This window comes from Limnobacter alexandrii, from assembly GCF_005871185.1.
GTDB lineage: Bacteria > Pseudomonadota > Gammaproteobacteria > Burkholderiales > Burkholderiaceae_B > Limnobacter > Limnobacter alexandrii.
In genome coordinates, this window is the sequence record NZ_SWKN01000008.1 from 61,486 (window position 1) to 87,287 (window position 25,802).

General features: G+C 53.7%; 18 protein-coding genes. 9 read left to right on the forward strand and 9 right to left on the reverse strand.

Annotated elements, in window-relative coordinates; genetic code table 11:
- Positions 1-2,265, forward strand: coding sequence for a CHASE2 domain-containing protein (locus FCS97_RS09910; protein WP_138518286.1), 2,265 nt, complete (start codon positions 1-3; stop codon positions 2,263-2,265).
- A 30-nt stretch (positions 2,266-2,295) separates the two neighbouring features.
- Here the strand turns inward: FCS97_RS09910 and FCS97_RS09915 are convergent, their stop codons facing one another.
- The 7 genes from FCS97_RS09915 to FCS97_RS09945 all read right to left on the reverse strand — a co-directional run bounded on the left by FCS97_RS09915 (position 2,296) and on the right by FCS97_RS09945 (position 16,612).
- Positions 2,296-4,758 (reverse strand): cyclic nucleotide-binding domain-containing protein, encoded by a 2,463-nt coding sequence (locus tag FCS97_RS09915; RefSeq protein ID WP_138518287.1) that lies wholly within the window; start codon positions 4,756-4,758, stop codon positions 2,296-2,298.
- A 3-nt stretch (positions 4,759-4,761) separates the two neighbouring features.
- Complete coding sequence (locus FCS97_RS09920) at positions 4,762-6,096, reverse strand: multiheme c-type cytochrome (RefSeq protein WP_138518288.1); 1,335 nt, start codon at positions 6,094-6,096, stop codon at positions 4,762-4,764.
- A gap of 3 nt (positions 6,097-6,099) precedes the next feature.
- On the reverse strand, positions 6,100-9,999 hold the full coding sequence (locus tag FCS97_RS09925; RefSeq protein ID WP_171035260.1) for an LVIVD repeat-containing protein: 3,900 nt from the start codon (positions 9,997-9,999) through the stop codon (positions 6,100-6,102).
- A 16-nt stretch (positions 10,000-10,015) separates the two neighbouring features.
- A complete protein-coding gene (locus FCS97_RS09930) occupies positions 10,016-12,241 on the reverse strand; it encodes an SH3 domain-containing protein (RefSeq protein WP_138518289.1) in 2,226 nt (741 codons plus the stop codon).
- Positions 12,238-14,220, reverse strand: a complete 1,983-nt coding sequence (locus FCS97_RS09935; RefSeq protein ID WP_212746474.1) for a heme-binding protein — start codon at positions 14,218-14,220, stop codon at positions 12,238-12,240. Before FCS97_RS09935 ends, FCS97_RS09930 begins: the two co-directional genes overlap by 4 nt.
- Positions 14,221-14,323: 103 nt before the next feature.
- Positions 14,324-15,790, reverse strand: coding sequence for a cytochrome c3 family protein (locus FCS97_RS09940; protein ID WP_138518290.1), 1,467 nt, complete (start codon positions 15,788-15,790; stop codon positions 14,324-14,326).
- 6 nt (positions 15,791-15,796) lie between these two features.
- Positions 15,797-16,612 carry a hypothetical protein gene (locus FCS97_RS09945; protein WP_138518291.1) on the reverse strand — a complete coding sequence of 272 codons (816 nt, stop codon included), beginning with the start codon at positions 16,610-16,612 and terminating at the stop codon, positions 15,797-15,799.
- 129 nt (positions 16,613-16,741) lie between these two features.
- Between FCS97_RS09945 and FCS97_RS09950 the strand changes: the two genes are divergently transcribed.
- The 8 genes from FCS97_RS09950 to FCS97_RS09980 are packed head-to-tail and all read left to right on the forward strand — an operon-like array spanning position 16,742 to position 23,538.
- Positions 16,742-17,989, forward strand: coding sequence for a tetratricopeptide repeat protein (locus FCS97_RS09950; RefSeq protein ID WP_212746475.1), 1,248 nt, complete (start codon positions 16,742-16,744; stop codon positions 17,987-17,989).
- On the forward strand, positions 17,986-19,302 hold the full coding sequence (locus FCS97_RS09955; RefSeq protein WP_138518293.1) for a heme exporter protein CcmB: 1,317 nt from the start codon (positions 17,986-17,988) through the stop codon (positions 19,300-19,302). Before FCS97_RS09950 ends, FCS97_RS09955 begins: the two co-directional genes overlap by 4 nt.
- Positions 19,303-19,304: 2 nt before the next feature.
- Entirely contained in the window at positions 19,305-19,997 is a 693-nt protein-coding gene (ccmC, locus tag FCS97_RS09960) for a heme ABC transporter permease CcmC (RefSeq protein ID WP_138518294.1), read from the forward strand.
- A gap of 18 nt (positions 19,998-20,015) precedes the next feature.
- Positions 20,016-20,189 carry a hypothetical protein gene (locus FCS97_RS16550; protein WP_171035261.1) on the forward strand — a complete coding sequence of 58 codons (174 nt, stop codon included), beginning with the start codon at positions 20,016-20,018 and terminating at the stop codon, positions 20,187-20,189.
- Complete coding sequence (ccmE, locus tag FCS97_RS09965; RefSeq protein WP_138518295.1) at positions 20,182-20,589, forward strand: cytochrome c maturation protein CcmE; 408 nt, start codon at positions 20,182-20,184, stop codon at positions 20,587-20,589. Before FCS97_RS16550 ends, ccmE begins: the two co-directional genes overlap by 8 nt.
- Positions 20,586-22,577 (forward strand): heme lyase CcmF/NrfE family subunit, encoded by a 1,992-nt coding sequence (locus tag FCS97_RS09970; RefSeq protein WP_138518296.1) that lies wholly within the window; start codon positions 20,586-20,588, stop codon positions 22,575-22,577. Before ccmE ends, FCS97_RS09970 begins: the two co-directional genes overlap by 4 nt.
- Positions 22,574-23,143 carry a DsbE family thiol:disulfide interchange protein gene (locus FCS97_RS09975; protein ID WP_008251126.1) on the forward strand — a complete coding sequence of 190 codons (570 nt, stop codon included), beginning with the start codon at positions 22,574-22,576 and terminating at the stop codon, positions 23,141-23,143. Before FCS97_RS09970 ends, FCS97_RS09975 begins: the two co-directional genes overlap by 4 nt.
- Entirely contained in the window at positions 23,140-23,538 is a 399-nt protein-coding gene (locus tag FCS97_RS09980; protein ID WP_138518297.1) for a cytochrome c-type biogenesis protein, read from the forward strand. Before FCS97_RS09975 ends, FCS97_RS09980 begins: the two co-directional genes overlap by 4 nt.
- Before the next feature lie 12 nt (positions 23,539-23,550).
- Here the strand turns inward: FCS97_RS09980 and FCS97_RS09985 are convergent, their stop codons facing one another.
- Together FCS97_RS09985 and FCS97_RS09990 are read right to left on the reverse strand one after the other, a co-directional pair.
- Entirely contained in the window at positions 23,551-24,879 is a 1,329-nt protein-coding gene (locus FCS97_RS09985) for a type II toxin-antitoxin system HipA family toxin (RefSeq protein WP_138518298.1), read from the reverse strand.
- A complete protein-coding gene (locus FCS97_RS09990) occupies positions 24,876-25,178 on the reverse strand; it encodes a helix-turn-helix domain-containing protein (RefSeq protein ID WP_212746476.1) in 303 nt (100 codons plus the stop codon). Before FCS97_RS09990 ends, FCS97_RS09985 begins: the two co-directional genes overlap by 4 nt.
- Between the last annotated feature and the right edge of the window lie 624 nt (positions 25,179-25,802).

Sequence of the window (25,802 nt, forward strand, 5' to 3'; positions counted from 1 at the left end):
ATGAGCAAATTGATCAAGTCCTGGCGAAAAATCGCCGGCAAGGCATTTCGAATCGGTGTGGGTTTTTCGTTCACGGCAGTGGCCCTGTTGCATGTGCTGGGCTTCGCGCCCAGCGAAGTGGTGAAGCGCCTTGATTATCTTATCTACGATGTAAGGCTTCGGGCAGAGGCACAGCTGCCCGAGCTTGACCCGCGCATCGTGATTGTCGACATTGATGAACAAAGCTTGAGCGAAGTGGGGCGTTGGCCATGGTCTCGAGATGTGGTGGCCAAACTGATTGTTGAGCTGACCGACAGGTTGGGTGCTGCATCCGTCGGTTTCGATATTGTGTTTGCCGAGCCACAGCAAAGTGATGCGCTTCTGGCCTTGGACACCATTATTGAAAACAAGCCAGCGCTTAGCAATCAGCTTCAGCAATTGCGATCAGGAATACAGGCGCGATTTGATCGAGATGCCCAATTGGCCGACATACTGGCTGACCGGCCCGTGGTATTGGGGTATTACCTGAATCAGGATGCAACTGCGCTATCTGGCGCTTTGCCGCCTGCCTTGTTCAAGAAAAGCCAGTTGGGAGATTTAACCCTGGACAGCACCAGCTGGCAGGGCTATGGCGGCAATATTCCCGTGCTTCAGAAAAATGCAGAGGGTGGTTACTTCAACCCGATTGTGGACGAGGACGGCACAGTTCGTTCCATTCCGCTGCTCGCTCAATTCAACGATGCCTATTATCAAAGTTTTGCGCTGGGCACACTGCGGCGGGCCTTGGGCAATCCACAAGTGATACCTGTGTTTCCGGAAGGTGTACCCGATGACTACGGCGCAGTTGAATTAATTGCATTGAGGTCTCCAGATGTCGAGTTGGACATTCCCGTTGAACGCGGCTTGCTAACCCGAGTTCATTTCCGGGCCAAGGGCGGTCCCAAGGCGGGCGGCTACCGTTATGTCTCAGCGGCCGACGTACTTGCCGGCACATTGAAGCCCGAAGACATTGAAGGTCGAATCGTGCTGATTGGCACCACGGCACCAGGCCTGCTCGATTTGCGAAGCACGCCCGTGAACCCGGCCTATCCCGGTGTGGAAGTGCATGCCAATGTAATCAGCGGAATGCTCGACAGCATTTACAAACTTCGGCCCGAGTATTCGCAGGGCTTGCTGTTTATTACAGTGTTGGCCGTGGGTTTTGTGCTGAGTGTGATGATGCCCATTCTTAGCGCCACCTGGTCGCTGTTGGTTGCACTTGCCGTGCTGGTGGCCAGCATCGCGATCAATTCTTTGTTGTACTTTCAGGCTGGTCTGGTGTTGCCCGTGGCGGTGGTGTTGTTGCTGGTGCTTGCCATATTCATGTTCGACGTTGCCTATGGATATCTGGCCGAGTCGCGCAGCAAGCGGCAGATGGTGGATTTGTTCGGAGAGTATGTCGCCCCGGAACTGGTGTCTGAAATGGCCGCCGACCCCACACGCTATTCCATGGAAGGTGACAGCCGTGAACTCACGGTGCTGTTTTCCGATGTGCGTGGTTTCACCACCATTTCCGAATCACTCAAGCCCAATGAATTGCGCGAGTACATCAATGAATACCTCACGGTGATGTCCGAGATCATTCGCTCTCACCGTGGCACGCTGGACAAGTACATTGGTGATGCCATCATGGCCTTTTGGGGGGCACCCATTGCCGATGCCGAACATGCTGAGTTGGCCACCAAAGCAGCCATTGCCATGCAGGAAGAAGCTGTGCGTTTGAATGAGCGGCTTTTGGCGCGAAATTGGCCAACGCTGGCCATCGGGGTGGGTGTGAATACCGGGCAAATGCGCGTGGGCGACATGGGCTCTAAAATTCGCCGTGCTTACACCGTGATGGGCGACGCTGTGAACCTGGGTTCTCGCCTGGAAGGCATCACCAAAACTTATGGTGTGGGCGTTATCGTGGGTCCACAAACCAAAGCCGCTGTGCCAGGCATGCTGTTTCAAGAATTGGATGCCGTGAAAGTGAAGGGAAAGAACGAGCCGGTTTCAATTTATGCGCCTTTGGGCGAGCGCACCGCACTGAACCAAGCCAGCCTCGATCAGCTGGAACAATGGAACGCATTTCTCACTGCGTTTCGCGCCCAGAAATGGCAGTTGGCGCGTGAACAATTGGCTGGATTGCAGGGCAGCGCTGTGACCAACGCTACCTTGCATACCCTCTACGAAAACCGCATCGAGTATTTTGAGTTGAACCCCCCACCTGAAAACTGGGACGGCGTTACCCAGTTTGATACGAAGTAAAACGAACCGATTCAAGCCAACCTGGTCGGCTTAGATCAGTTCGTTTTGCTGGTTCAAATACACCTCGGGTGAAATCCGGAATGCCGCGCCAGTAGGGCAGGCACGAACACACGCCGGGCCACCTTCTTTGCCGTGGCACAGGTCACACTTGTACGCTTTCTTGATCGAGTTTGCATCGTACTTGGCTGGGCGTTCACCCAAAGGGCCACCCGCGCCAAACAGCAGCCAAGACAACAAGCCGGTTTTTCTGGGGGGCGGTTTAACCCGCAATTCGATGGCGTTGTAAGGGCAGTTTTTGGCGCAGTTGCCACAACCAATGCAGGTGTCTGCAATCATCACTTCGCCTTTTTCATTTCGGCGAATGGCATCGGGTGGGCAGTCTTTCATGCAATGTGGCTGTTCACAATGTCGACAGGAATGTGCCAAGTGAATGTTCTGGAAGGTGGGCCCAGCGTCGCGGTCCAGGCGCGGTATTCCATCGTGTGTTTCTGCGCAGGCACGCTCGCAATTGTCACAATGCACGCACAGGTTCTCATCAATCACCAAGGCGTTGGTTGCATCTCCCAAACCTTGCTTCATCAGGAAGTGAATCAAATCGCTTTCGCGTTTCGCAGTGCTTTCCCGGAAAATGGCATCGTGAACCCGTTTGCCAATTTTGGCCTGCAGGGCTTTTTTCCAATTGCTGTTTTTGCTCAGTACGTCGATCACCGCGTCGGCCTGAATCAACAGCACTTCAGTCAGTACCGTCGCGGTACACGTTGTCTGTCGGTCTGTTCCATCGACCAGGTCAATTTCCCCAACATAGCTGCCTGCGGACACATAAGAAAGCACCGAATCCTGATCATCAATCAACTTGGACACTGCAACAGATCCGCGCCGAATCAAATGCAAGCCATCGGTTTTGTCGCCTTCACTGAACAGTTTTTCACCCCGTACATAGCGGGTCACGCTGATGCCTGAGGCAATCAATTGTTCGATTTCATCAGGCTCAAGTTGCGGTGCAAGGTGAGTCGACAAGGCGCGGCGCACGAATGTTTCGTCGAGAGTACGGCGCACCGCATCCACCGAGGCAATCAGCTTCAGCATGGCCTTGCGGGGCGTTTCAATCAACACGCAGTTTTCACCTGCATACACCGTGGCAGTGCGGCGTCGACCGGAGATCAGGCCCATCTCACCAAAGTAATTGCCTGTCTCGAGGTTGAGAATAAATGGCTTGCCTTCCTTGTTCACCAATTCAATGCCAACGCCACCCTGCACAATCGCAAAGAAGGTGCTGGTGTAGTCACCTTTGTGGAAGATGACAGAACCTTTCTTGGGTTGGTGAAGCGTTGATTCCAGCATGAACTCACGCAATTGAAGGCGGGTCATCTGGTTGAACAGGGGAACATTCTCGAGGATCATATCGAGCACGGCCGAGACGGAAACATCACCCAAGGGTTTGAATTTCTCAGCCAGCAGTGGCTCGTCTGCGGGTACCACCGGCAAGCCCATGATGGAGTCCACTACCTCATGGCCTTGGTTCATCGCTTGCTTGATCAAGGGGTAGCCACCCAAGGCACCAACAATAAACAAACCAGGCACATTGGATTCATAAGTTTCGCTAAGCGCAGGCACGGCGTTGGGGTCGCTGTTGGGGAATGTCACCCCAAAACTTTCTACGAGGCCACGGGGCGGTGTCGCGCCCAAACGGGCGATAATGCGGTGCACAGGCATGGCCTGCTCACCTTCCGGGCCTTTGTAGCGGTAGTTCAGGGTGGGTTCGCCTTCTTTGGCCTCCGGTATTTCCTCCACTGCACTGGTGCTGGTGTTGTAGAAAATGCGTAAATCTTCATTCCTGTCTGCCGAGAGAATCTGATTCAGGTTGCCTTCTTTACACCGGGCAAATTCATCTTTGCGGTTGATCAGCACCACCGTGTTGTTCTTCATCAAGGCGAGTGCGTTTTCAATGGCGGCATCACCCGCACCAATCACAATGATGGTTTCATTGTTGAACTCGTCAGGGTCAGCCAAGGTGTATTGAACATTCGGAAGATCGTCGCCAGCAGTTCCAATTTTTCGGATATTGCCTTGCAGGCCAATCCCAAGAATCACGGTGCGTGCTGTGGTTGTAGTGCCATCCTCGCAGGTCAGCTCGAACGGCCCGGCACCATCATTCAGTTTGACTATTTTGCTGACCGTTTTCTTGTACTGAATATTGATTTTTTGATTCAGCAGCTGAGAATCCCAGGTGCCTAAAATGCTTTCCCGCTTTCCTGCTTCAAAGGACATGCCACTGCGAAGGGGCAAAAAGCCGGGCTCAGCCATCACATGCTTGCCCTTTTGGTACTTGTAAATTGTGTCCGATGCATGGTTTTCTGATTCGAACAACACGTACTTGCAACCCAGTTGCTGCGCACGCGCCGCGGCGGATAAGCCCGCAGGGCCAGAACCCACAATGGCAATGTCGAGTTCGGCTGCAATGTCGGCAAACATGGGTTTGAGGTTGTCTTGCATGGTTTACGCTCCCACCGCTGCTTTCAGGGCCAGCAGTTCGGATTGAAATGCTTCGCGATCGTAGGCTTCATCATTGCTGAGCAATTTCAGCAAACGGTCCATTTTCGAGTTCACGGTTTGCGCAATGCGCGAATTGCCTTTGCGGGCCAAACCGTTGGCCACACTGCTGATCGACATATAGGCTTGCTCCGCACCCGCGAAATCGGCGTACTGGTTGCTGGCCGCCATGTTCACAAGGTCTTTCAGAATTTTTTCCAAAACTTGTTCATTGAATGGCACGGTGGCAACCACTTTGCGCACGGTGTTCAGTTGTGCGTGCAGCACGTTTGCTGCGCGTTCAACTTCAGTAAAGTTGGCCGCTGGCGAGGTGCTTGAAATGTGCAACTGATTCACCAGTTTGGCAATGTCACTGCTGTGCTGTGGTGCTGCCGCGCGAACAATGGCTTGAACCATGATGAGGCTGGAGTTATTGATGCGCGCCTGCCCCGGGCTGCGGGCGAGGTCTTTCGACCAGTCTTTCTTGCTCATGGGCGAATGGCAGGCGTGGCAGTCGAACATCATCAGTTCAGGCATGATGCCTTGGCGATTTCGCTTCGGGTCAGCAATCAATTCCAGCAGGTTTGCACTGCTGGCGAACTGGCCCATCGCCCAAATTTTTCCTGCATCATAAGCGCCTTTGCGCTTGACCCAATCCTCATCAATTTTGTAGTGCGGTGGTTCCAGCGCCATGAAGGTTTCAACTTCAATGGAAATACGCGGGTGGCCTGCACCCATAATTTGATGGGTAATGGGGCGGCTTGAATCGCCCACATGGCAACTGGTACACAGCTTGGCGGCAGCATAGGGGTCGCTGGTGGGGTATAGGCCATTTTCAATGTTCTTGGCATGGGTGGCTTTCGGTTCGACGTGGGTTTTAATCCACTTTTCGGCTGGGCCATGGCAGGCCTCGCAGTTCACGCCATCGCTTTTGTCAAAGCGGGGGCCTTGTTTGCTTGCAGGTACATTGTGGCTGTGGCAATCCAGGCACACCTTGGCTTCGTGTGCCGGTTGGGCTAGGCCCAGGTTTTTTGCAATGCGTTGCGATTGCGCATTTTTCAACACCGCATAGGCCTGGGTGTGTGGGTCTTCGCGCAGCCAGGTGGTGTATTCATTTTGCAAAACAGGCGTGGCCGTGCGTTCGGCAATGCTGCCATGGCAGGTGCTGCTGGCACAGTTCACCGTGCCCACCGATTGATGCGGCGACTGGTGTGGCATTGTTTGGGCGGCACCAGTCAGGGGCATGGTCAGCATGCCTACCAAAAGGGCAAGAGCAGACGAGGATAGAATGCGGGCTGTCATGGCTTAGTCCTTTCTGAAAGCCACAGAATTCACTTTGGGCTTGGGCAAGTAGTTTTCCTTTTCAACCTTGTCAGTCACCGTCCACAAACGGCCATCCGGGCGCAGGTAAAACGCTTCCATTTCCTTGCGTGTAAATGGGCGTGAACCAATGCGGCCGAACACCGCAATTTGTCCGCCAGTTTCATCCACCGCACGGTCACGGTCCAGTCCCTTCGACACCGACAGCGCCGGGCTTGGCGTTTTGCGCCATGCAATCAATTCAGGCATGGGCGCAGGCGAAAAGCCATAGAACTTGGGCTGGGTGTCTGGCGAAGTCAGTTGCAACACTTTCAAACCATTCACCCCATCGGCCACATAGGCAAACAACGATGCATTGGTAGAACCCACCACCACATCATGCGCGTCATTCAGTTGGCCGTCAGCAGTAAATTGTTGGTACACCACTGGCTTGCGTGGGCGTTCAATGTCCACAATCACCAAGCCCTGTTTTTTCGCCGCCACATAGGCGTAGGTGCGTGCCAGGTACACGCGTTGTGCGTCGGCCAGTGGCACCACTGCGCCGGTGTGTTCGGGCTTCTCTGGGTGGGTAATGTCAATCACTTCCAGGCCTTTTGCTGTGGTGGCAAACAGGTAACGGAATTGCACCGCAGTTGCGCGGGCATCCTGCAAGGGCAGGGTGGTAATGTGGCGCGGCTTCAAGGGGTTGTTGATGTCAACAAACACAAGCCCCTTGGGCGTGGTGATGTAGGCATAGTGCCCACCCAAGGTAATGTGGCTTGCGCCAGTCAGTACCCCGTTTTCATTCCAGGTTACAGCGCGTTCAAAGAAGTTGTTGCGGGGTTCACCATCGGCCAGCGTGTTCACATTCACTGCAATCAAACCTTCTTCACTGTCGGTGATGAAGGCGTAGTTGTAAATGGGGTGAAAGGGCTGTTCCATATTGGTAATGCGCATCAAATCGCCCTGGTTTTTCTCGGGGTTGATGGGCTGGTTGGTGGGCAGGGCCATGCAGGTGGCGTTTTTCGTGGCCACATGGGTGTCGTGGCCCAGCGGGCTGAACGGCGCCGTAATCACGCGTTGCCCATAGCCTTTGTTGGCCACGCTGGCTGCGTCGTAGGCGCGGAAGCCGCCTTTTCCTTCAGCCACAAACACATACTCGCCACGCAGTTGAAGGCAACTGGCCACGCCTTTGGTGGTGTGGTCCATCAGCGCTGGCACCACAGTGTCGGCCAGCTCCCGGTTGCGGTTCAAATGGTTTTGATAGAAATCAGGGTAGGCGTATTTGTGCAAGTAACTGCCCAGCACCGCTTGGGGTTCATCCCATTCGGTCACGGTCACTGCTGCAATGTGTTCTGTGCCACCCAGCCAGGCATTGAATCCGATGAAGTTCACGAAGTTGGTGCCCTGTAACAACAGCTGCGCCATGATGGCGTTGTTGTCATCCTCGCGTGACAAATGGCAATCGCTGCAGGTTTTGGTTTCTTCCTTGCGCTCGGTGTGCGGGTAATGCGGTGCGAAAGCTTGTGAAGAAAAACCACTGGCTGCAATCGGTGGCTGCTGAATGTAAATACGCTCGCGGTTCGCGTTCATTGACGACAGAATCAAAGCCGAGCTTGAACGAATTGGCGCTATGCGGTTGCCTTTCACCGGGCCATGTACGCCAAGCTGGAACATGTCGTCGCGTGCCACTTGCGGGTTGTAGGTGGCGTAATTCCGGGTTTCTCCACCCTCATAGTGCAGGCGTTCAGTTTTCCAGTTGGCTTGAATGGGCAAGTGGCAACCCGCGCAGCTGGTGGTCCAGCTCAAGTGACAGGTGAAGCAGGTCATCTTGTCGTTGTCGTGTGCCAGTTCTTTTACGCCCGGGCCCCATTTGCCATCCTGGCCCTCTGCGCCTGCACCCATCAATTTGGCGCGTGCTGCTTTGGCGTTGTACTCAGGGTGGGCCGGGTTCATGTTGTCTTTCACCAGACTCATTTCCCATTCTTTGTTGGGGTCCAGTGCCGCGCGCTGGTATAGCTTTCCATCGCGCCACTCGAAACGCTTACGCCCGTCTTGCGTTCGCAATTGGGTCAAATCGCTGCCGCCGGGTGGTGCGGCAGGCCCGCTGGTGCGCAAGGTGGGGTATTTGGTGGCAGTGCCATGGCAATCGGCACAATCCACTTCAACTGCGGCAGCCACTTCGCCGTAAATGTGGCCATTGCCGTGCATGTCTTGCGCAAAGTGGCAATCCACGCAGTGCATGCCCACGTCCAGGTGAATGGAGCTTAGGTGTACTGCCTTGTCGAATTTCTTGGGGTCGTCGTCGGCAACAACATTGCCCTCGGCATCCAGCAATGCGCCTTTGCGGTTGCGCTTGAACACCGCGCGGAAGTTCCAGCCATGGCCATGGTAATCAGCAAACTGGGTGTCTTTCAATTTGCTGTTCAGTGTGGACACGTTTTTAAGAAACTCAGGGTCGCTCCACTTGCCACGCACCGCCGCTTCTTCGGGGTTGCGATCCAGAATTTCGCGCATTTCCGAATCGGTGGGGTAGCGTTGCTTTTCTGGCCACATGTGCGGCGCATCGCTTTCGTAGTCCCACATGATGTAACCGTAATAGCTGTTCACAAACACGTTAGGCTGGTGCATATGGCACACCATGCACTGCGAGCTTGGAATGGCGCGGGTGAATTCATGCTTCACCGGGTGGCCACTTTCATTTTTTGCAATGGTTGGGTCAATGGTTTGTGTGGTGCCATCGTGACCAAACTTGGCGTAGGGTCCTGCGTGCTTTGGGTCGCGGTCGTTGGTGTAAATGGTGTGGCAACCTGTACAGCCTGATGAACGGTAATCGCCCGGTTGCTCATTGGTGCCCAGAAACCACAGGTGCGGGTCGTTCAAACGGGTTTTCGTCACGTTAATCAAAGGTACCGCAATTCGCTGGCCCGTGCCAGGACCCCGGTTAGACTGTTTGATGTCGGGCCGCCCTGGTTCATCCAGGCGCTGAATTTGACCCAGCACGTTGGGCAAGCCCACCTCGGGAAATATGCTGTTAATCACCTTCCCACCGCGTTCAAATACGCGGAATATGTCGCCCGGGGGCGTGGTTTCCCACGCGGGCAATGGCGCCAGTTCATTGAGAATACCCTTGTGAACAAACAGCTCGTTGTTGGCCTCCACCGGGTTTTTCAGCAAACCAGGTTGACCATCTTGCGTGTAAGCCTCGCCAAGAATGTAGCGCTTGTAAGGCAAGATTCCATTGTTATAAGAAGCACCGCCCCACAGCATGGCCGAGGTGCTCATCAGGCTACGTTCCTGGGCTTGAATGACCGGTAAATGACATGCACCACAGGCCTCGCGTGCAACACGCAAATCGCCCGGGTTGATGAAACGAATGTAAGCAGGGTGCTCTTTGTTCAGCTTGGCATAAGAACGTTTTGGGTTGGCTGACGAAGGGTAGTTCCAGAATTTCTCGTTGCGTGGCGCAATGTGCGCTTTGTCCAGCGCGGCACGGTATTCGGGTGCAAAGCCTTTTTCACGCGCAGCGCGGGTGTGGTCGTATGCCAACGAGCCTTGCTTGTCTTCTTTGCCGTTCCATTTCACGGTGGCGTCACCGCCATGGCAATCGGTGCAGCCCAACACCACGCCAGGGTTGGCATGCATGGTGTGTTGGTCGGTTTGTGTGTGGCAGGTCATGCAGCCTTCGGTTTTTGCAAAGGCCTGTTGCGCCGTTTGGCGTTCAGGCGCTGCAGGCGCCATGGTGTAACTTTTTTCAGGCAGCTTTTCACTGGCGGCATGAGCCACCGGGGCGATACCCAGAGTGGAAACAGCGGCCACTGCGAAACCCAATGCAAACAGCCAGCCCTTCCAGCGATTGTTGCTGGCGGGCTTTGTTGGAGGAGCAATGGCGGTATTCAAATTCATCAACAAACAACCTGCTTTAGAAACTCAAAATCACGTTAAACAGAAAGGAGTAAGGGTCCTTGTCTTCCGGAAACAATTCTTTGTAGCCCTTGCCAGGCAACAGCTTGGCAAACGACCCGTTCACCACCACGTTTTGCGAGAAGAAAGGCCGGTACTGAAAACCCACTGATGCATCAATGCCCAAATCAGTGGACGGTGGGCGTTGCTGGCGCAAAGTACCCAGCACATTGGTGTTGTCGAATTCAAGCTTGTTCAGGTTGGCCACCAAACGCAGCTCGGGCAATACATCAATATCGGCACCAACACCCACCAACAACAGGCCTGGGTTGATGAAATTGGATTGCCCTTGTTCCTTGCTTGAACGAAGTGAGGGCAGCACGCCATTTCTGCCCGATAGAAACACGCCGCCGCCACCGATCAAAGGAATATTCTGACGGATGAAAAAGCTGGTGTCGGCCCCTGCAAATTGGGGGTTCTCGAATATGGCATCAAAGCCTTCCGCCTTTCCGTCGAACGGGTCTTCATCGCCCGATGCATACAGGAAGCTGCCGCGCAAACGGAACCAGTCAAAGTCGCGCGACAATTCCGTGGCATGAAAGAATGCATCAATGTCTTGTTCGCGCTGGGCAAGCGGGTGCCTGTCTGTTTTACCTGTGGCGTAATAGGTGGAGGTGGTGATGTTCATGCGGCCATAGTGGCCGTCACCGCTGAGACCAAAATAGTCCACATGGTAGCCAAAGGGTTTTTGATCGCCCAATGAAGAGGGGCGCGCTAAAAAGCCGTTGGCATCGAAGTAACGTTCACCGTCCTCATCGTTGCGGTTGTGAATATAAGAAACCTGGCTGGTGAAACCCAAAAACGGAAAGTCTTGCCGGTACAGATTGGCCACGAAAAAATCATCGTCGCGCAGGTCTTGACGAATGTCGTTCAAGCCACTGTTGGTGTCTTTTTCAACCCGCTTGAAATAGCCGATGTTGTACTGGTAAATGTTGTTGTTGCGGTTGCCAAACAGGCGAATGCCCATGGGCAGGTCTTGGAACAGAAAGCCCCGGAAATCGCTGATGAAGGGCTGAATGCCCACGCGCAAGCTGTCGAAATCATAGCGATCCGACACGTTGCGAAGGTGCACGTCCACAAACGCTTCCTGAATGCCCACAAATCCTTCCCGGCGAACATCACCGGAAGAAGATGCGATTTTCAGCAGGCGGTCTTCATTCACCCGCACATCGGTGTAGTTGAACACCGGGGTTAAACGAAATTCGTAGTCTGGTGGTTTGAAGGTGGTGTTGCCCTTGGTCAGCGACAAACTGACGATCAGGTTGTGCGCAAAAATGGATTGCTCACCGTCGCCAAAAATATTGGCTTGCCCAGAAGTGCTCGATGTGGCTGGTGGCACTGGCACAGGAAAATTGCGTTGCTCGTACAGCGTGTCGGCAATAATACCCAGATTAAAAAACCAGTCGGGCCCCAGTGTGTTTTGCAACACAGGCAAGTCGCCCTTGATCACGTTCTGGTTGTAGGGGTCGAACAGCGGAAACTTGAAACCCAGCGACTGCATGATACGCCAGCGATCGGGCACTGCCACGGTTTCACGGGGCAGGTTGGGCAAGGGTGGTGGCACCTGGCTGGGGTCGATTACCGGAATTGCAATGTCGCGCGGCACAATGGGTGTGTCGCGCCCGGGAATGGCCCGTTGCACTTGCGGTGTTTGCGGAACCAAACCCGGTGTGGCTGTGCTCGATGGGCGTATGCCTGTGCCGGGCTGGTCTTGCAACACATCGGCCGAAAATGCGCGGGGTGCAAACACGCCCAAGGCTTGTTCGCCGTATTGGCCCGTGCCTTGTTGAACCCAGCCGTCGGTACTGCCCAAGAGGCTGTCCTGAATGCGCACGCGATACCAGCCGTTCTTTTCTTCAAACGCATCGACCAACTGGCCCTTGAAAAACTCGCCAATGGCGCGCGCGTTTTTTTGTGGCTGTGAATACACCACTGTTCGGTTGTCGAAAACCTGCAGCAACACCAGCGGGCGTTCCGCGTTTTCCAGTTCAGCGATTTCCGGTATACCCGCCACTTTGCGGGAAACCCGCTCAACAGTTTCCGATACCTGGGCAACAATGCTGGGCTTCGCTTCACTTCGAATATCAGCCCGAATTTGTGCCATGGCGGGCAAGGGCAGCAAGCCGGCCAAAATCAGCCCAACAGCCAGGGGTTTCAAACGCATGATGTGGTTGTTCTTGTTCATGGTGTCGGGCACACGTTTTGTTCACTGCTGTTGTTGAACGGAGTTTGCGGGCACTGCACATACTTCAAAAATTCGCCGGAGTTGGACAATTCATTGGCGGTGAGCAAGGTTGATGGGAATGGGCGCATGGCGCTGCCCACTGCTGCAGCCCCGTTGATTACGCCGAGGTAACCCACCATGTCATCCTGGTCCACACCATCGCCCGATACCCCGATTGCACCCACCAGTGTGTCGCCTTTGTAAATCGGGAAACCACCGGGGAAAATTTGCAGCCCGTTGGAGAAACGGCTTTGTCGACCAGCGGGAATATTGGCGTCGTCAACACAGGTGAGCGCTGCCGACGGTGAAAACTGGTTTGCCGCGCGGCCTGTGCCCGTGAGGGTGCCTAGTACCTTGTTGGTCACAATGTTCAGCTGAAAGCCAACGTTGAAAGGGCTCCACTGTGAAATGGGGGTTGAAAGCGGGCCTGTTGGGGTACCCACTTCACCGTCGGGAAACAAGGGGCGGTGCACATTGCCAATTGCGCGCGCTGAATAAGCCGCCGAGCCGTTCAAGGCATTTGAAGTTTGTGTGAAGAAGGTATTCATGGCGTTTGCAAAGGCGGCATGGTTGCCTGCATCAATTGCTGTGAAATCAGTCAAGGCTTCAGCCGAGCTGAATGCAAGTGCGGAGCGCGCTTTTTGAACAGACACATCAGTGCCAAAAATAGGCGCATCCGATGATCGTACCAAGCCCAAAACCTGGCCTGTGGTGTCCACCACACTAACAGTCACTTGCGCGGCTGCTCCCAGAGGAATACGAATTTGTGCTCGAGCCCGGTTGGCAATCTTCATGCCTTCAACCAGAATGTTTTGCACCTCAGGCTGCGTCAGGTTACCGCCAGCGCTTGGAGGGAAACGAACCGAGGTGTTGTCTGCCGGGTTGGTGATTAAGGTGAAGGTGTCCAGGCCATTAAAGGCGGGCGCCGTGGTGGCCACATAACCAGATTGGCTTGTGCCATACGATGTTCCTGCAATCACACCCGCAACTGCTTTGTAGCCAGCCACCGCAACAAAGCTTCCATTGCCAGCCAGCGATGCAGCACCTGCCACGGCGGGCGTGGTGTTGGAAAACTGGAAGGTTTGTCCGTTTGCAGTAATGCGGTTTGCCCGAATTTGCTCAGGCGCACGGAAGGCCTCGGGCAGTGCGGCAAAGGCAATTTCTTCTTCAAGGTCAACTTCATTGGTCAGAATGTCACGGTCCAGTCCGTACACGCCCTGCGTGCCAGCATCGGTCGATGCGATCACGCCAATACCACCTACCACCCGGCCTTCCTGATAAATCGGAAAACCACCAGGGTCTGCGGACAAACCCAAGGGCGATCGTTTCGGGCCAATGGTGGCATTTTGAGAAAGCCACACATTCAGATCAGAGCAGGGCAGTTGGCTGAACTGCACACCATACAGTGGGCCGCTGGGCTGGCCTGTTTCACCCGGTTGAAAAAATTCCTGAACAATTTGGCTGGCCGTTCGCGTGCTGAAAGCATTCCCTGTTGAAGACAGGTAAGCCCCGGTAATGGCTTTGGCAATTGCAGCCAATTCGCTGGGCACAGACTGCCCATCCAGACCCATGCCGTCGGCACCACTTAGTCCACTTGTAATGATTACGGAGGGGCTGGAATTGGTCATTTGATAAACCGCCAGCACATTGCCCACCCGGTCGGTGATGGCAATGGTTGATTGCACGCCGCGAGAAATGGATGCCTGCACCGCGCGGGCCACAATGTCGTTGACCTCTGCAATGGACAGGCTTTGCGTGCCCAAGGGTTCAATATTGAAACTGGGTTCAGACGAACTTCCGCCACCACCCCCACCACCGCAAGACACCAACACCAAAGGCGTTGCAAGGCAAACCGCCACCGCCATGGCGATTCGTTTCAGTTTTGTTGCTGTGCCTGTTACGGCATTAGGGCCGCTTACTGCATCTGTGCGTTTGCGCATCGACTTCTAACTCGCTCATCTTTGTTTTTCAATGGACCTGCTTGCCTGCAAGTCCCCAGTTCACTGCTGGTCTGTCTACTCAAGTTACTGCGTCGAATGGCGATTACTTCGCTGCCAGTTCTTTGTTATGTATATGGTATTCGTGGCACACGCCACAGTCCGATTGAACTTTGTTCAGCGCGGGTTTGCTGCCTGCATGGCAAGTTTGGCAACCGTCAATTGCGGGCATCAGCACATCGCTGGCTTCCTCGGACTTGCTTGCTTTGTGGCAACTTTCGCAACTTTCAAAGGCGTGGGCTTTGTGGTCGAACTTGGCCATGGGCATCCACGGGTGTGCCGGGTTAATGTCTGCAATTTCGTACTGCGGCATTCTGGAGCCCGAAGTTTTTGTGTTGCCCAAACCATCCACCGCTTTCACCTCGTGGCACACCGCACAGGCGGTATTTTCAAACAATTCCACTGTTGCAAAAGAGGCCTGCGCACGCGGGTTGCCGCTCAGGTTTCGAAGGTTGGAGCGGTTCGGGTTTTTCTCGCCGGGGCGTGCACGCAGCACCGCGCGTTGTGCATTCACTTTGTTGCGTTCTTCGGGGTGCAGTGCAAGGTAACTGTAAAACTCTTCCACTGTGCTTAGCACCGCATCAACCGGTCCGTGGGGCACCTGGCGATCCGGCAAAGCCGGTTCAAAACTCAGTTTGTGGCACTCTTGGCAGTGGCTTTCCATGCTCAGTGTTTTAAACCCGGTTGCCGTGTCTGCGGGTTCGTGGCAGTTGGCGCATTCCATCACCACTTTCTTGCTCGGGCTGTCGATGCCCTTGGGGTCAAGGTGAACGTCGTGGGGGAATTTCAGGCTGGTTTTTTCCACAATCGGTGTGTTGGCCGCCATGCGAATTCTGCGTAAATCGCTGGGTTCTGGCCCTGTTGCAACAGTAATTCGAAATGCCGGGTGTTTGTCGCCCGCAAAGTCGCTAACCGCAAGTGTTTCAGTTTTTGGGGCCACGGTTTTGATGTCGGTGTGACAAGCCGCACAATCGGCACCCACAAAATGTTTGTTCTGCTCTGCAAGGCTCTCGCGCCCTTTGTGGTCGCGGTGGCAGCTAGCGCAGCGGCCCTCTTCAAAAGAAGTATCCGGCACGGTTTGCTCGGCCACATGCAGCCCCATATTGCTGTGGCACACCAGGCAGCTTTCATCCTTCACACGCGAAAAATTACCTGCGTGGCAAGCCTGGCAATCACCTTCAAGGTTGGCGTGGGCTGAAGCCAGTGGGCCCGGGTTCCAAATCGAATCCAATGCCAGTGCCGTTGTGTTGCGTGTGCTTGAAACCGGTGTGCTTTGTAGGCTGGGGTGTGCATTCACAGGCAAATTTTCAATAGCCACGGTTTGTGGTTTTTCATCTGTGCTTGTGGGCTCAACACCAAAAAGCTCGGGTGCTTGCATGGCCAGCAAAGGCAACACAAGAAATGCGAAAAGAATGGGTACAAAAAGAATCCATGACAGCGGGCGTTTCAGCCCCAGGGGTTTTTGCAGTGCCTGTTGCTCACGTTGAAGCGGGCTTTTTTCTTGTTCGGCCATGTTCGCTTACCAGTAAATGAAAACAGACAACACGTGTGCAATCAGCGCTGCCAACAAACCAAACGACAGGGGCACGTGCACAGACAACCAAAGTTCAAGCCAATACCGCAAGTGATAATATCGGCGCAATTGTTTCAAAGCGCGCAATCGCTGCACCTGGTTTTTGTAAATATCTGAAAGGCTGTCCACCCGCGTCATCTCCTGCTGCAGGTATTCAATCGCTTTTTCGGTGGCACAGTTTTTCACAGTTCCCTTGCGCTGGCTTCTGCGGTCTGGGTAAATGTTTTGCTTGTGCGAAGAAGCGATAATTCGCCCCACCAGGTCAGCAGAATTTTTGACCAGTTTTTGAGCTTCGCGGTCGAGCGTTTGTATTTGCTCCACAATTTGTTCCGGGCTTTGTCGGTTCAACACGTTCGACATTTCGGTGGGGTAACGCAAATAAAAGCTAAGCCCCCACACACCTGTGCCAATCGTTGCCATGGTCAACACATAAGCTAGGGAATGCACGTTCCAGCCAATTTGAAAACCGGTGTGCAGTGTAGCCACCACCGACAGGGCCAGCCCCAAATAAATATGTGCTGAAACCCAGCCGCGCAAGTTGCCCGTTTCATTGGCGTATTGGCGCTTGCGAACCCCAAACCACATCAGCCAAAGAATGAGCAGGGCACCAATGGTTCCCAGGGTGTAACCCAGCCAGGTTCCGCCATTGGCATTAATTCTTGGTTGATCAAAAAGGTAGGCAAACGATGAAACGAGTGTCAGCAACAAGGCCCACTTCAGGAAAACAAATCGTTTGTAGTTGAACAGGTTGTCCTGAATCATGTGTTCAGCGCCTTGGCGAATAGTCAGAGGTAATGCTGCTCAGGGTTTACGCTTATTTCTGTATAGCCATCAATGTTACGTGATCATTGGTAATGTTAGTATCCCTACTTCATGTCTGGGGGTTAACAATTGAGTCTTGGCGTGGCCTTTGTAGGCTTTATCTTCCTGTTTTTTCTAGTATTTTGCCTGTATTTTTCGTGGAATGAATTTTTTTTCTCCAATGATCAAAAAACCACGAACGAGGTAGGGGCTCTGGAAGAAAGTCCCGAGTGGCGCGCGTTTTTGAACCGACGCCAGGAAATTGAAACAGACCCCACTCTCGATGCTGCAAGCAAGCAGGTGTTGATCGACAACTGGCTGACCATGGCCAGCGAGAGCAAGCCGCACATGGTTCCGGAAGGCTCATCTGCCGCACGCCTTGTGTGGGCCCGGCCAGCAGCCATGCCTTGGCTGATTGCAGGCAGCCTGGGGTTCGCGGTTCTGTTCACCTATTTGATTGGCGCAATGCACCCCGGCGCATTGAAGTGGCCCGACATGAATTCAAGCAACGCGCAGGCTCCCAGTGTGGACCAAGCCGTTGCCGCTTCAGCCGGGCATCCCGGCGACGGTGCCAATTTAGAGGACAGGCTGGCGGGCTTGCAGGCCAGGCTTGCAGAGCAGCCCGATGATTTGCGGGGTTGGGTATTGCTGGCCCGCACACATGCCTCCATGTCGAATTACCTTGAAAGTGCAACTGCCTTGAAAAAGGCCTTGGAATTGACACCCGGGCACCCGGACATTCTGGCCGATTTGGCCGACATGACCGCCATGGCACAAGGTCGCCAACTGGCCGGTGAACCGGAAACCTACATTGCCGCTGCCCTGCAAAGCGACCCACGGCATGAAAAGGCGCTTGCACTGGCCGCCAGCGCTGCCGAGCAAGCCGGCGACCAAAACAAAGCGCAGGTTTACTGGCAACTGCTTAGCCAGGTTCAACAAGCGAGTTTGAAACAATCGAACCCGGCACCCGAGGACATTCTCACCACGGTCAACGTAACCGTTCCTGAGGCCGCATTAAAAAGTCTGAAGGAATCATCGGCATTGTTTGTGTTCTTGAAGGCGCAACCCGGCCCCGGCATGCCACTGGCTGTGGTTCGCGTGCCAGCCTCCCAATTGGGTGCGGGTACGCTGGCGGTGCGTATTGGCCCAGGCGACTTTATCCAGGAAGGTGGTGTTGGCAGTTTGCCCGACACCGTGCACATTCAAGCGCGCTTGTCGATTCAAGGCATGGCCCAAACAGGCGCTGGAGATATCGAGTCAGCCTGGCAAACGCTTGCCCGCAACCAATTGGCCTCGGGTGTTGATTTAAGTTTGCCGGAAGTTCCGGCCAATCCATGATGCACGTTTCACTTTCCGCCGCGGGTTTGCATGTAAAAACGCCGGCGCTGGAAGCAGCGGGTGTGGTGTTGTCAGGCCCAATCGGGTTTGAATTGAAGCCGGGTGAAATCAATGTAATTCGGGGTGGTAATGGTGTTGGAAAATCAACCCTGCTGAGGTTGATGGGCAATGCATTGCCGGGCCAGTGTGTTTTGTTCAAACCCGAGTTCGGTCTGCGTGATGAATTGTTGGTTCACACACACTTGCAAATTGTGTTGAGTCATCTGGGTAGCAATGCCCACGGCGTTGAATCATTGCTTGAACAGGTCGGGCTTGCCAATTGGCAATACGAGCGCATCGGCACCCTTTCTTCCGGGCAGCGTGCACGTTTGGGTTTGTGCACTTTGTTGGCGGGGCCATTCAAAGTGTGGTTGCTCGACGAACCCTTGAACGCGCTTGATGATGAAGGTGTGGCTACACTGGCCAAGGCAGTGGCCACCCACTTTGCGCGCGGGGGCATTGTGTTCATGGCCACGCATGTGGATGCAGCAGTGTTAACGCAACACCTGCCGGGTGTGCCGGTGAAAGAGGGCAGGCTTGAACAAGGCTGCCTGCTGGGCGATTTTTCAACGAATGCTGATGCAGGCCCTGCGCAGCCCCGCAGCCATTCAGCAAAGGTGGCTTTGCCTGCACTGCTTAAGCGTGATTGGGCCGTGGCTTTGGGCAATCCGCAAGCCTTGCTGTGGGGTGCTTTGTTTCACTGGATGGTGCTCAGTTTTTTTGGAATTGGACTAGGCAAGCCCAGTGCAGAATTTGCGCAAGTGGCGGTGTGGGTCAGCTTGCTGCTGGCCCTGATGCTGGGTGCCAAAGACTGGTTTGTAGAAGATCACCGCACAGGCTGGCTTGGTTTTGTTGCAGGCCTTAATCCTGACAACATGGCCTGGTATTGGTTGGTGCGGGTGGTTTTTCTCGCGCTGTGCCAAGCCTTGGTGCTGGTGCCTGTAACAGGTTTGGTGGCCTTGCAGCTGGGTTTGTCTGGCGCTCAAACCTTTGATTTAACCCTGGCATTAAGCGCAGGCATATGGGCTGTGGCACCCTTGCTGGGCCTGGTCGCGCTGTTGGTGATGTTAACCCGGGGCGGCGCGGTGTTGGTTTACTTGCTTGCTTTGCCTTTGCTGGTACCAGTGCTAATTTTTGGGCTTGAGGCCAGTCAGGCCAGTGGTTTGGGCCGCAGTGCATTTGCACCGCTTTCCGTGCTGGCAAGCCTGGGTATGTTGGGTTGTTTGCTTGGGCCATTTGTGGCCAAGCGCCTAGTGGCTTTAATACAGGAATAACGATGTTTGCACAGTTGGCTTCACCCCCAAAATTTCACGCCCTGGCTAGTTGGCTATGGGTATGGCTACTTGCGGCCGGTGTGCTGTTGATGGGTTTTGGTTTGTACACGGGTTTGTTTTTGGCACCTGTAGACGTGCAGCAAGGCGAGGTTTACCGCGCCATTTACGTGCATGTGCCCGCCGCCTGGATGTCGATGTTTCTTTATCTGGTGGCCTGTGGGTATGCTGGGTTGAATTGGGTGTACCGCAGCGATGTGTCCGCCGTCATGATGCGGGCGCTACTGCCCACCGGGGCCTGGATGACTGTGTTGGCACTAATCACCGGCGCACTGTGGGGCAAGCCCACGTGGGGTACCTACTGGGTGTGGGATGCGAGAATGACTTCCGAGCTCTTGCTGCTGTTTATTTATCTTGGCCTGATCGCTTTGGGGCAATTGACCACCAACCCGGCCAAGGCCGATCGGGTTCTGGCGGTTGGTTTGTTGATTGGGGCCGTGAATATTCCGCTGATTTACCTCTCAGTGGTTTTCTGGAATACGCTTCACCAAGGTTACAGCGTGTCGATGAGTGGCAGCAGAATTCATCCTGACATTGCCATGGGCATGTGGCTTAGCGTGTTGGGATTCTGGTTGATTTGTGCCAGCACAGTGTTGAACCGTGCTCGGCGTTTGTTGGTACAAAGGCGTTGGCTTTAACGGGTAAAAGGCAAAACAATGATTCTTGATGCATGGCAAACAATTTGGGCTTGTGTGGGTTTAAGCCTTTTGGTTTTGTTGTTGGATGGCGTGTTGGCTGGCCGTGCAGGCCCCAGCAAAAACGATTTGGTTCGTCAGCAAAAGCGCGACAATCGAATGGCAGCAGTTGGCAAGGGAGCAGGCAATGAGTAATGCGCGCGCGCACAGGGCCGCCTGGCTGGCAGCCATTGTGGTGGTGGCTTTGGGTTTTGGCATTGCCCTGGTCAAAGTGTTCAACGAGAACCTGGTGTTTTTCTACACACCCACGCAAATTCTGGGCGGTGAAGTGCCCACCGGAGAAAAAACCTATCGCCTGGGCGGCATGGTTGAAGTGGGCAGCGTTCAACGCGAGACCGATTCGCTCAAAGTTCGCTTCGTGGTCAGCGACATGAACAACAAGGTACCCGTGGAATTCAACGGCATTGTTCCCGATTTGTTCAAAGAAGGTACCGGGGTTGTGGCTGATGGCCAATGGGATGGCACCACTTTCGTGGCCAGTGAAGTATTGGCCAAACACGATGAAGACTACATGCCGCCAGGGGTTCAACAGTGATCGCTTTTGTCTCGCAGTTTAGCCTGGCCCTGGCCACGGTGTTGGCCCTGTTCGGCGCAGTGGCTGGTTTTGCAGCTGTGCGCGGTGTGTACAACCATGCCCCGGCAGTGCCTTTGCTGAAATCGATTCAGCGCAATGTGTTGTTGGTTTCTGGTCTTGTATCAGTGGCCTTTTTGGGCCTTATCTATTCCTTTGTGATCAGCGACTTTTCAGTTCGCAACGTGGCAGAAAATTCGAATTTGGCCTTGCCCGTGTTTTACAAAGTGGCAGCCAGTTGGGGATCGCACGAGGGTTCATTCCTGTTGTGGGTACTCATGTTTGCGGGTTGGACGCAGGCTGTTGCATGGGCAAAATTCGAGGTGTCGGCCTGTTTCAAAGTACGTGTGTTGGCCACTTTGCAATTGGTCTTGGTGGGTTTTCTGCTTTACCTGTTGGTTGCCAGCAACCCGTTTGAATACCTGTACCCCACACCCGTGGATGGTCGGGATTTGAACCCGTTGTTGCAAGACATCGGCATGATCATTCACCCGCCTTTGTTGTACATGGGCTATGTGGGCTTTGCGGTTACCTTTGCCTTCGCCGTGGCCGGTTTGCTCGAGGGCCGTTTCGACATGACCTGGGCCCGCTGGAGCAGACCTTGGACCAATGTGGCCTGGGCCTTCCTGACCATGGGCATTGCCTTGGGCAGTTGGTGGGCTTATCGCGAATTGGGTTGGGGTGGCTGGTGGTTTTGGGACCCAGTCGAAAATGCATCCCTGATGCCTTGGTTGGCTGGTACGGCACTAATTCACTCGCTGGCCGTGTCTGAAAAACGTGGTGCCTTGCGCAGCTGGACTTTGCTGCTGGCACTCACCACTTTTGCTTTGTCCCTATTGGGTACATTCCTTGTTCGCTCTGGTGTGCTTACCTCGGTACACGCATTTGCAACCGACCCCGAGCGCGGTGTGTTCATTCTCGCCTTGTTGTTCATCGTTGTCGGTTCTTCCTACATTTTGTACGCGCTTAAAACAGGCGAGGTGGGGCAGGGCGGTAGTTTCAAAGCCACCGGGCGAGAATCGCTGCTGTTGTCAAATAACGTGTTGATGAGCGCAGCACTTGTGGCGGTGATGTTGGGCACGCTTTACCCCCTGGTGGTTGAAGTAATTGGTGGGCGAAAAATGTCGGTGGGGCAACCTTATTTCGAGGCCATGTTTGCGCCCATTTTGTTGCCTGCCGTGTTGCTGATGGCCTTGGGTCCCGATTCACGCTGGCGCGAAACCCGCCTTGCGCAATATGTAAAGCCGGGCGTTGTGGCCATGGGTGTGGCGCTGCTGGTGTTGGTGGGTGCTGCGCTGCTCAATGGTTATTTCAGCCTGTTGTGGGCCATTGGTGTGGTGTGCGCGGTGTTCATGGCGGTGGCTACTTTGGCCCACGCGGCGGTGGCCACACGCAAGGCCGGTACTGCCGTGCCTGAAAGTGGTTTGCTGTATCGCATGCGCCGTTTGTCACTTTCCTACTGGGGCATGGTGCTTGCGCATTTGGGTGTGGCCGTGTTCGTGGTGGGCGTTAGCTGGGTAAAAACTTTCGAGACAGAAACCGATGCTGTGTTAAAGCCGGGAGAAACTTCTGAAATTGGCCCATGGCGTGTCACCTTCATCGGTGTTGATTCCGTGCAGAGACAAAACCATGTGGCCGCACTGGGCGTGTTTGAATTGACGCGCGGTGACGGCACGGTAATCCACTTGCTGGAGCCCGAGAAGCGCCGCTATCAAAGTTCTGAACAAATCATGACCGAAGCCGCCATTCACAGCGACTGGTTTTCTGATGTGTATGTGGGTTTGGGTGATGCAGTACAAAGCAGCAGCAACGTAGGTGCCTGGGGTGTGCGGCTGTATTACAAACCCTTGATCAACCTGATTTGGTGGGGCTGTGCGCTAATGGCACTGGGTGGTTTGGTCACCGTGTTTGATCGCCGCTACCGCCCCAGAAAAAACGCGGTGGCAGCATGATCAAAAAACGCTTGCGCCTTTATTTGCCCATTCTGGTTTTGTTGTTTCTAGGTGTGTTTTTGCTACGCGGTTTGTGGCTTGATCCAAAAAAATTGCCCTCTGCCTTGATTGGCAAACCTGCACCAGCTGTGGTGTTGCCTGTGCTCAGCTTTACCGGGCCTGAGGCGGGTGCGGTGCAAATTGCCGACATTCAAACATTGCAAAATATTGATGCCCTAAAAGGCCAGCCCTGGGTGCTGAATGTGTTTGCATCGTGGTGCCAGGCTTGTTTGGTTGAACACCCGCATTTTATTGCCTTGGCCAAACAGAAAAAAATCAAGTTGGTGGGTTTGGCCTATAAAGACGACTTGGCCAACACCCGCCGCTGGCTGGCACAATATGGCAACCCCTACGATTTGATTTTGGTAGACCAGCAAGGCCAGTACGGCATTGAATTGGGTGTGTATGGCGTGCCCGAAACTTTTTTGATGAGCGCCAACAACACCATTATTCACAAGCAGGTAGGCCCCATACCTGCCGATTATTTTGACAGCATGGCACTGCCCGCCATTGAGGCTTCCCGATGAATGTGAGCGACCTGAATGCAGTTGAAAAAGAACAGTACAAAGAAGTGGCCAGCGAGCTGCGCTGTCTGGTGTGCCAAAACCAATCGCTGGCAGATTCACATGCTTCGCTTGCAGTGGACTTGAAAGAAAAAATTGCTGAGCAAATTCGTGCGGGCAAAACCAACGAAGAAATCAAAAGCTATATGCAAGACCGCTATGGCGAATTTGTAATCTACAAGCCTGCCTACAGCATGGAAAATGCGGTGCTGTGGTTGGGGCCTTTTGTGGTGCTGCTTATTGCCGTGGTGTTGGCGCGCAGGGTAGGGAAGAGCAAGGCCAACGCACCTGCTGCTGATGCAAGTGCGCTGTGGGCAGAAAACTTGTACACCAAGACAAAAAACAAAAAAGACGACTAATTGTTGGTGGAGCTATAGAATCAGTAGCTGCTCGTTAATTTTTTTTGCCTGCGCAGGCGGTACTCCCGCCAGCGATGCGAATTCAGGCCAGCGTTCAATGGCCTGGCGAACTTCTCGAATAACTCTGGGTGCGGAACCTATTGCAAAGCGCTCCGCCTCTTCCAGCAAATCAAGCTCTGCGAAATTCTTGAATTTTCCATTCACCGACATCAAGTGTTGGTGAGTCCATTCACCGTCAGGGTTGTGTGCAAAGGTAATGTCGTAGGCTGGTGCCAGTTCCCAGCTTGATCCTTCCTTCAGCAAAAACGAAAAATTCTTGCTGTGATCGTCGCAGTTCCTTCCCATCACATTGAATACCATGCGTCGAAATGCTTCCTCCTTTTGTTCATAAGGAAGTTGCAGTTTCACAATGCATTCGAATAATTGCGCGTAAGCATTCGTGCCTTTCTTTTTGTAGTCCAGGTGGTTGAATGCGCACAGCGTTTGGATGTGATGCCGCAGATTGTTTGCAGCCCGGTCAAAACGGCGTGTCATGAAGTGCGCACGGCCGTTTTCTTCAAGCAAGCGGCATTCTGAAATGCCAATATTTGCTGCCTTGGCCATCAAATAATAGGCATATTCAATTCGGCCATAGCCACCTGATGCACCCAGTTCATTGTCTTTGCCCATGCCGTCGAATTTCAGTAGCCAGTGTTCGAACCCTGGCGGTGTATCCACTTGTCCGGAACGAATTTCATGAGTGTTCCGGTTCCAAGCAATTACCGCCTTGGCACGGGCCCCACCTGCTGAAGTGCCCACATCAATAATGCTGCGCAAGGCGGCGTTGGTGTATTCATCTTCATCGTCGTCAAACTGACCAGTAACCGCTTTTCTGGCGTGTTCTACCAGGCGACTCAATTCAATTGATGTGGCCACACGTTTTGAAGGCCCGCGGCTTGGTTTGAATGTGAGTGCACCCATGGCGCGGTTACCCATGTAGGCCAGGCGATCAAGTGCAGTAATGTCGCTTTTGGACAAGCCACGCTCGGCCATATAACGGTCAATCAATGCATTGCCAAAATCATCGGGCAGGGCATCGGCCAGCATGGCTGGCAACCGTTTGTAGGTTTCAACGGGCAGGTCGGTGAACAAATACGGATCGCCGTTGTTCAAAGGCATTTGCAGGGGGGCAGGTTCAATGCCGGTTTTCAGAAAGGCAGGTGCGTAGGCAAAGGCGTAGTAGCCATACACAGGGTCTAGCGCTACCGCGCCCACTTGTTTGCCCCAAAGAAATACCTCAACACGATCCACGCGTTGATAAGCCGTGCTTTTTGTGCGTGCGGTTTTCTTCTTGATATTCATGGCTTGCTCACCTTGCGCCTTGCGCGCTGGCGAGGTGCTGCTTTGGCCACCATGGCCATGGGGTTAATGGTGGCAACAGGCGCAATGGTGTCGAACCAGCTTTCACGCCCCAAGGCGCGAACAACCTTCACCAGTGTTTGCAATGATGAACCTTCCCCGTTTTCCAGACTTTGCAGCGCACGGGTACTTACACCGGCTTGTTCAGCCAGTGTGCGTTGGTCGGTGTTTCGGCTAAGGCGAAGCTGTTTCAGGTTTTCGCCCAAAGCGGTTTCCAGTTCTGCAAGCGTTTTTTGAGTCAATTTATATAATTCCTAAAACGTGTTATTTCGCGTTTTAATCAATTTATCGTATTTTATGCGCGTTATTGAACGTATTGTAATAATTTGAATTTATTCGGTCAATGTGATGTTGTAAGCCGCGTATAAGCGCGCATTGGTATTTTATTATAGTTTTAAGCGCGTATTTCTGCGTAAAAAGATTATTAAATTTTATTAGGCTTGCTTGGTGCAGTTTTGCATGCTTACCCCGCAAATGCAGGGTGGCGCGTGTTGCCTTGTTGCGTACAACAAGGCTGGGCGGGCCTTTGGCTATTGCTTACTTCCCAAGAAATAGGGTGAACGGATCAGCTTGCTTGCTGTTGCATACTAATTAATTTACATTTTGAAACTATTGAAATTGCATCCCGAATACCTTTATTGGCTTTGGCACCGGCCTGCGGTAGCCATGGTGGGTTGGGAAAATGAGTACAAAACAAAACCCGGTACACATAAGCCTCTTTGGCTGTACAGGAAAAGTGTTTAGAGCGAATCACTGTACGCAATTGGCTAAGCAAACGCGGCGAGTTTTGGGTTTTGGTTATACTGTTAACTTGTACAGTATATTTCCTAGTCTTCGCTATGTGCAAAGGGCTCAGTTGGTTGAGG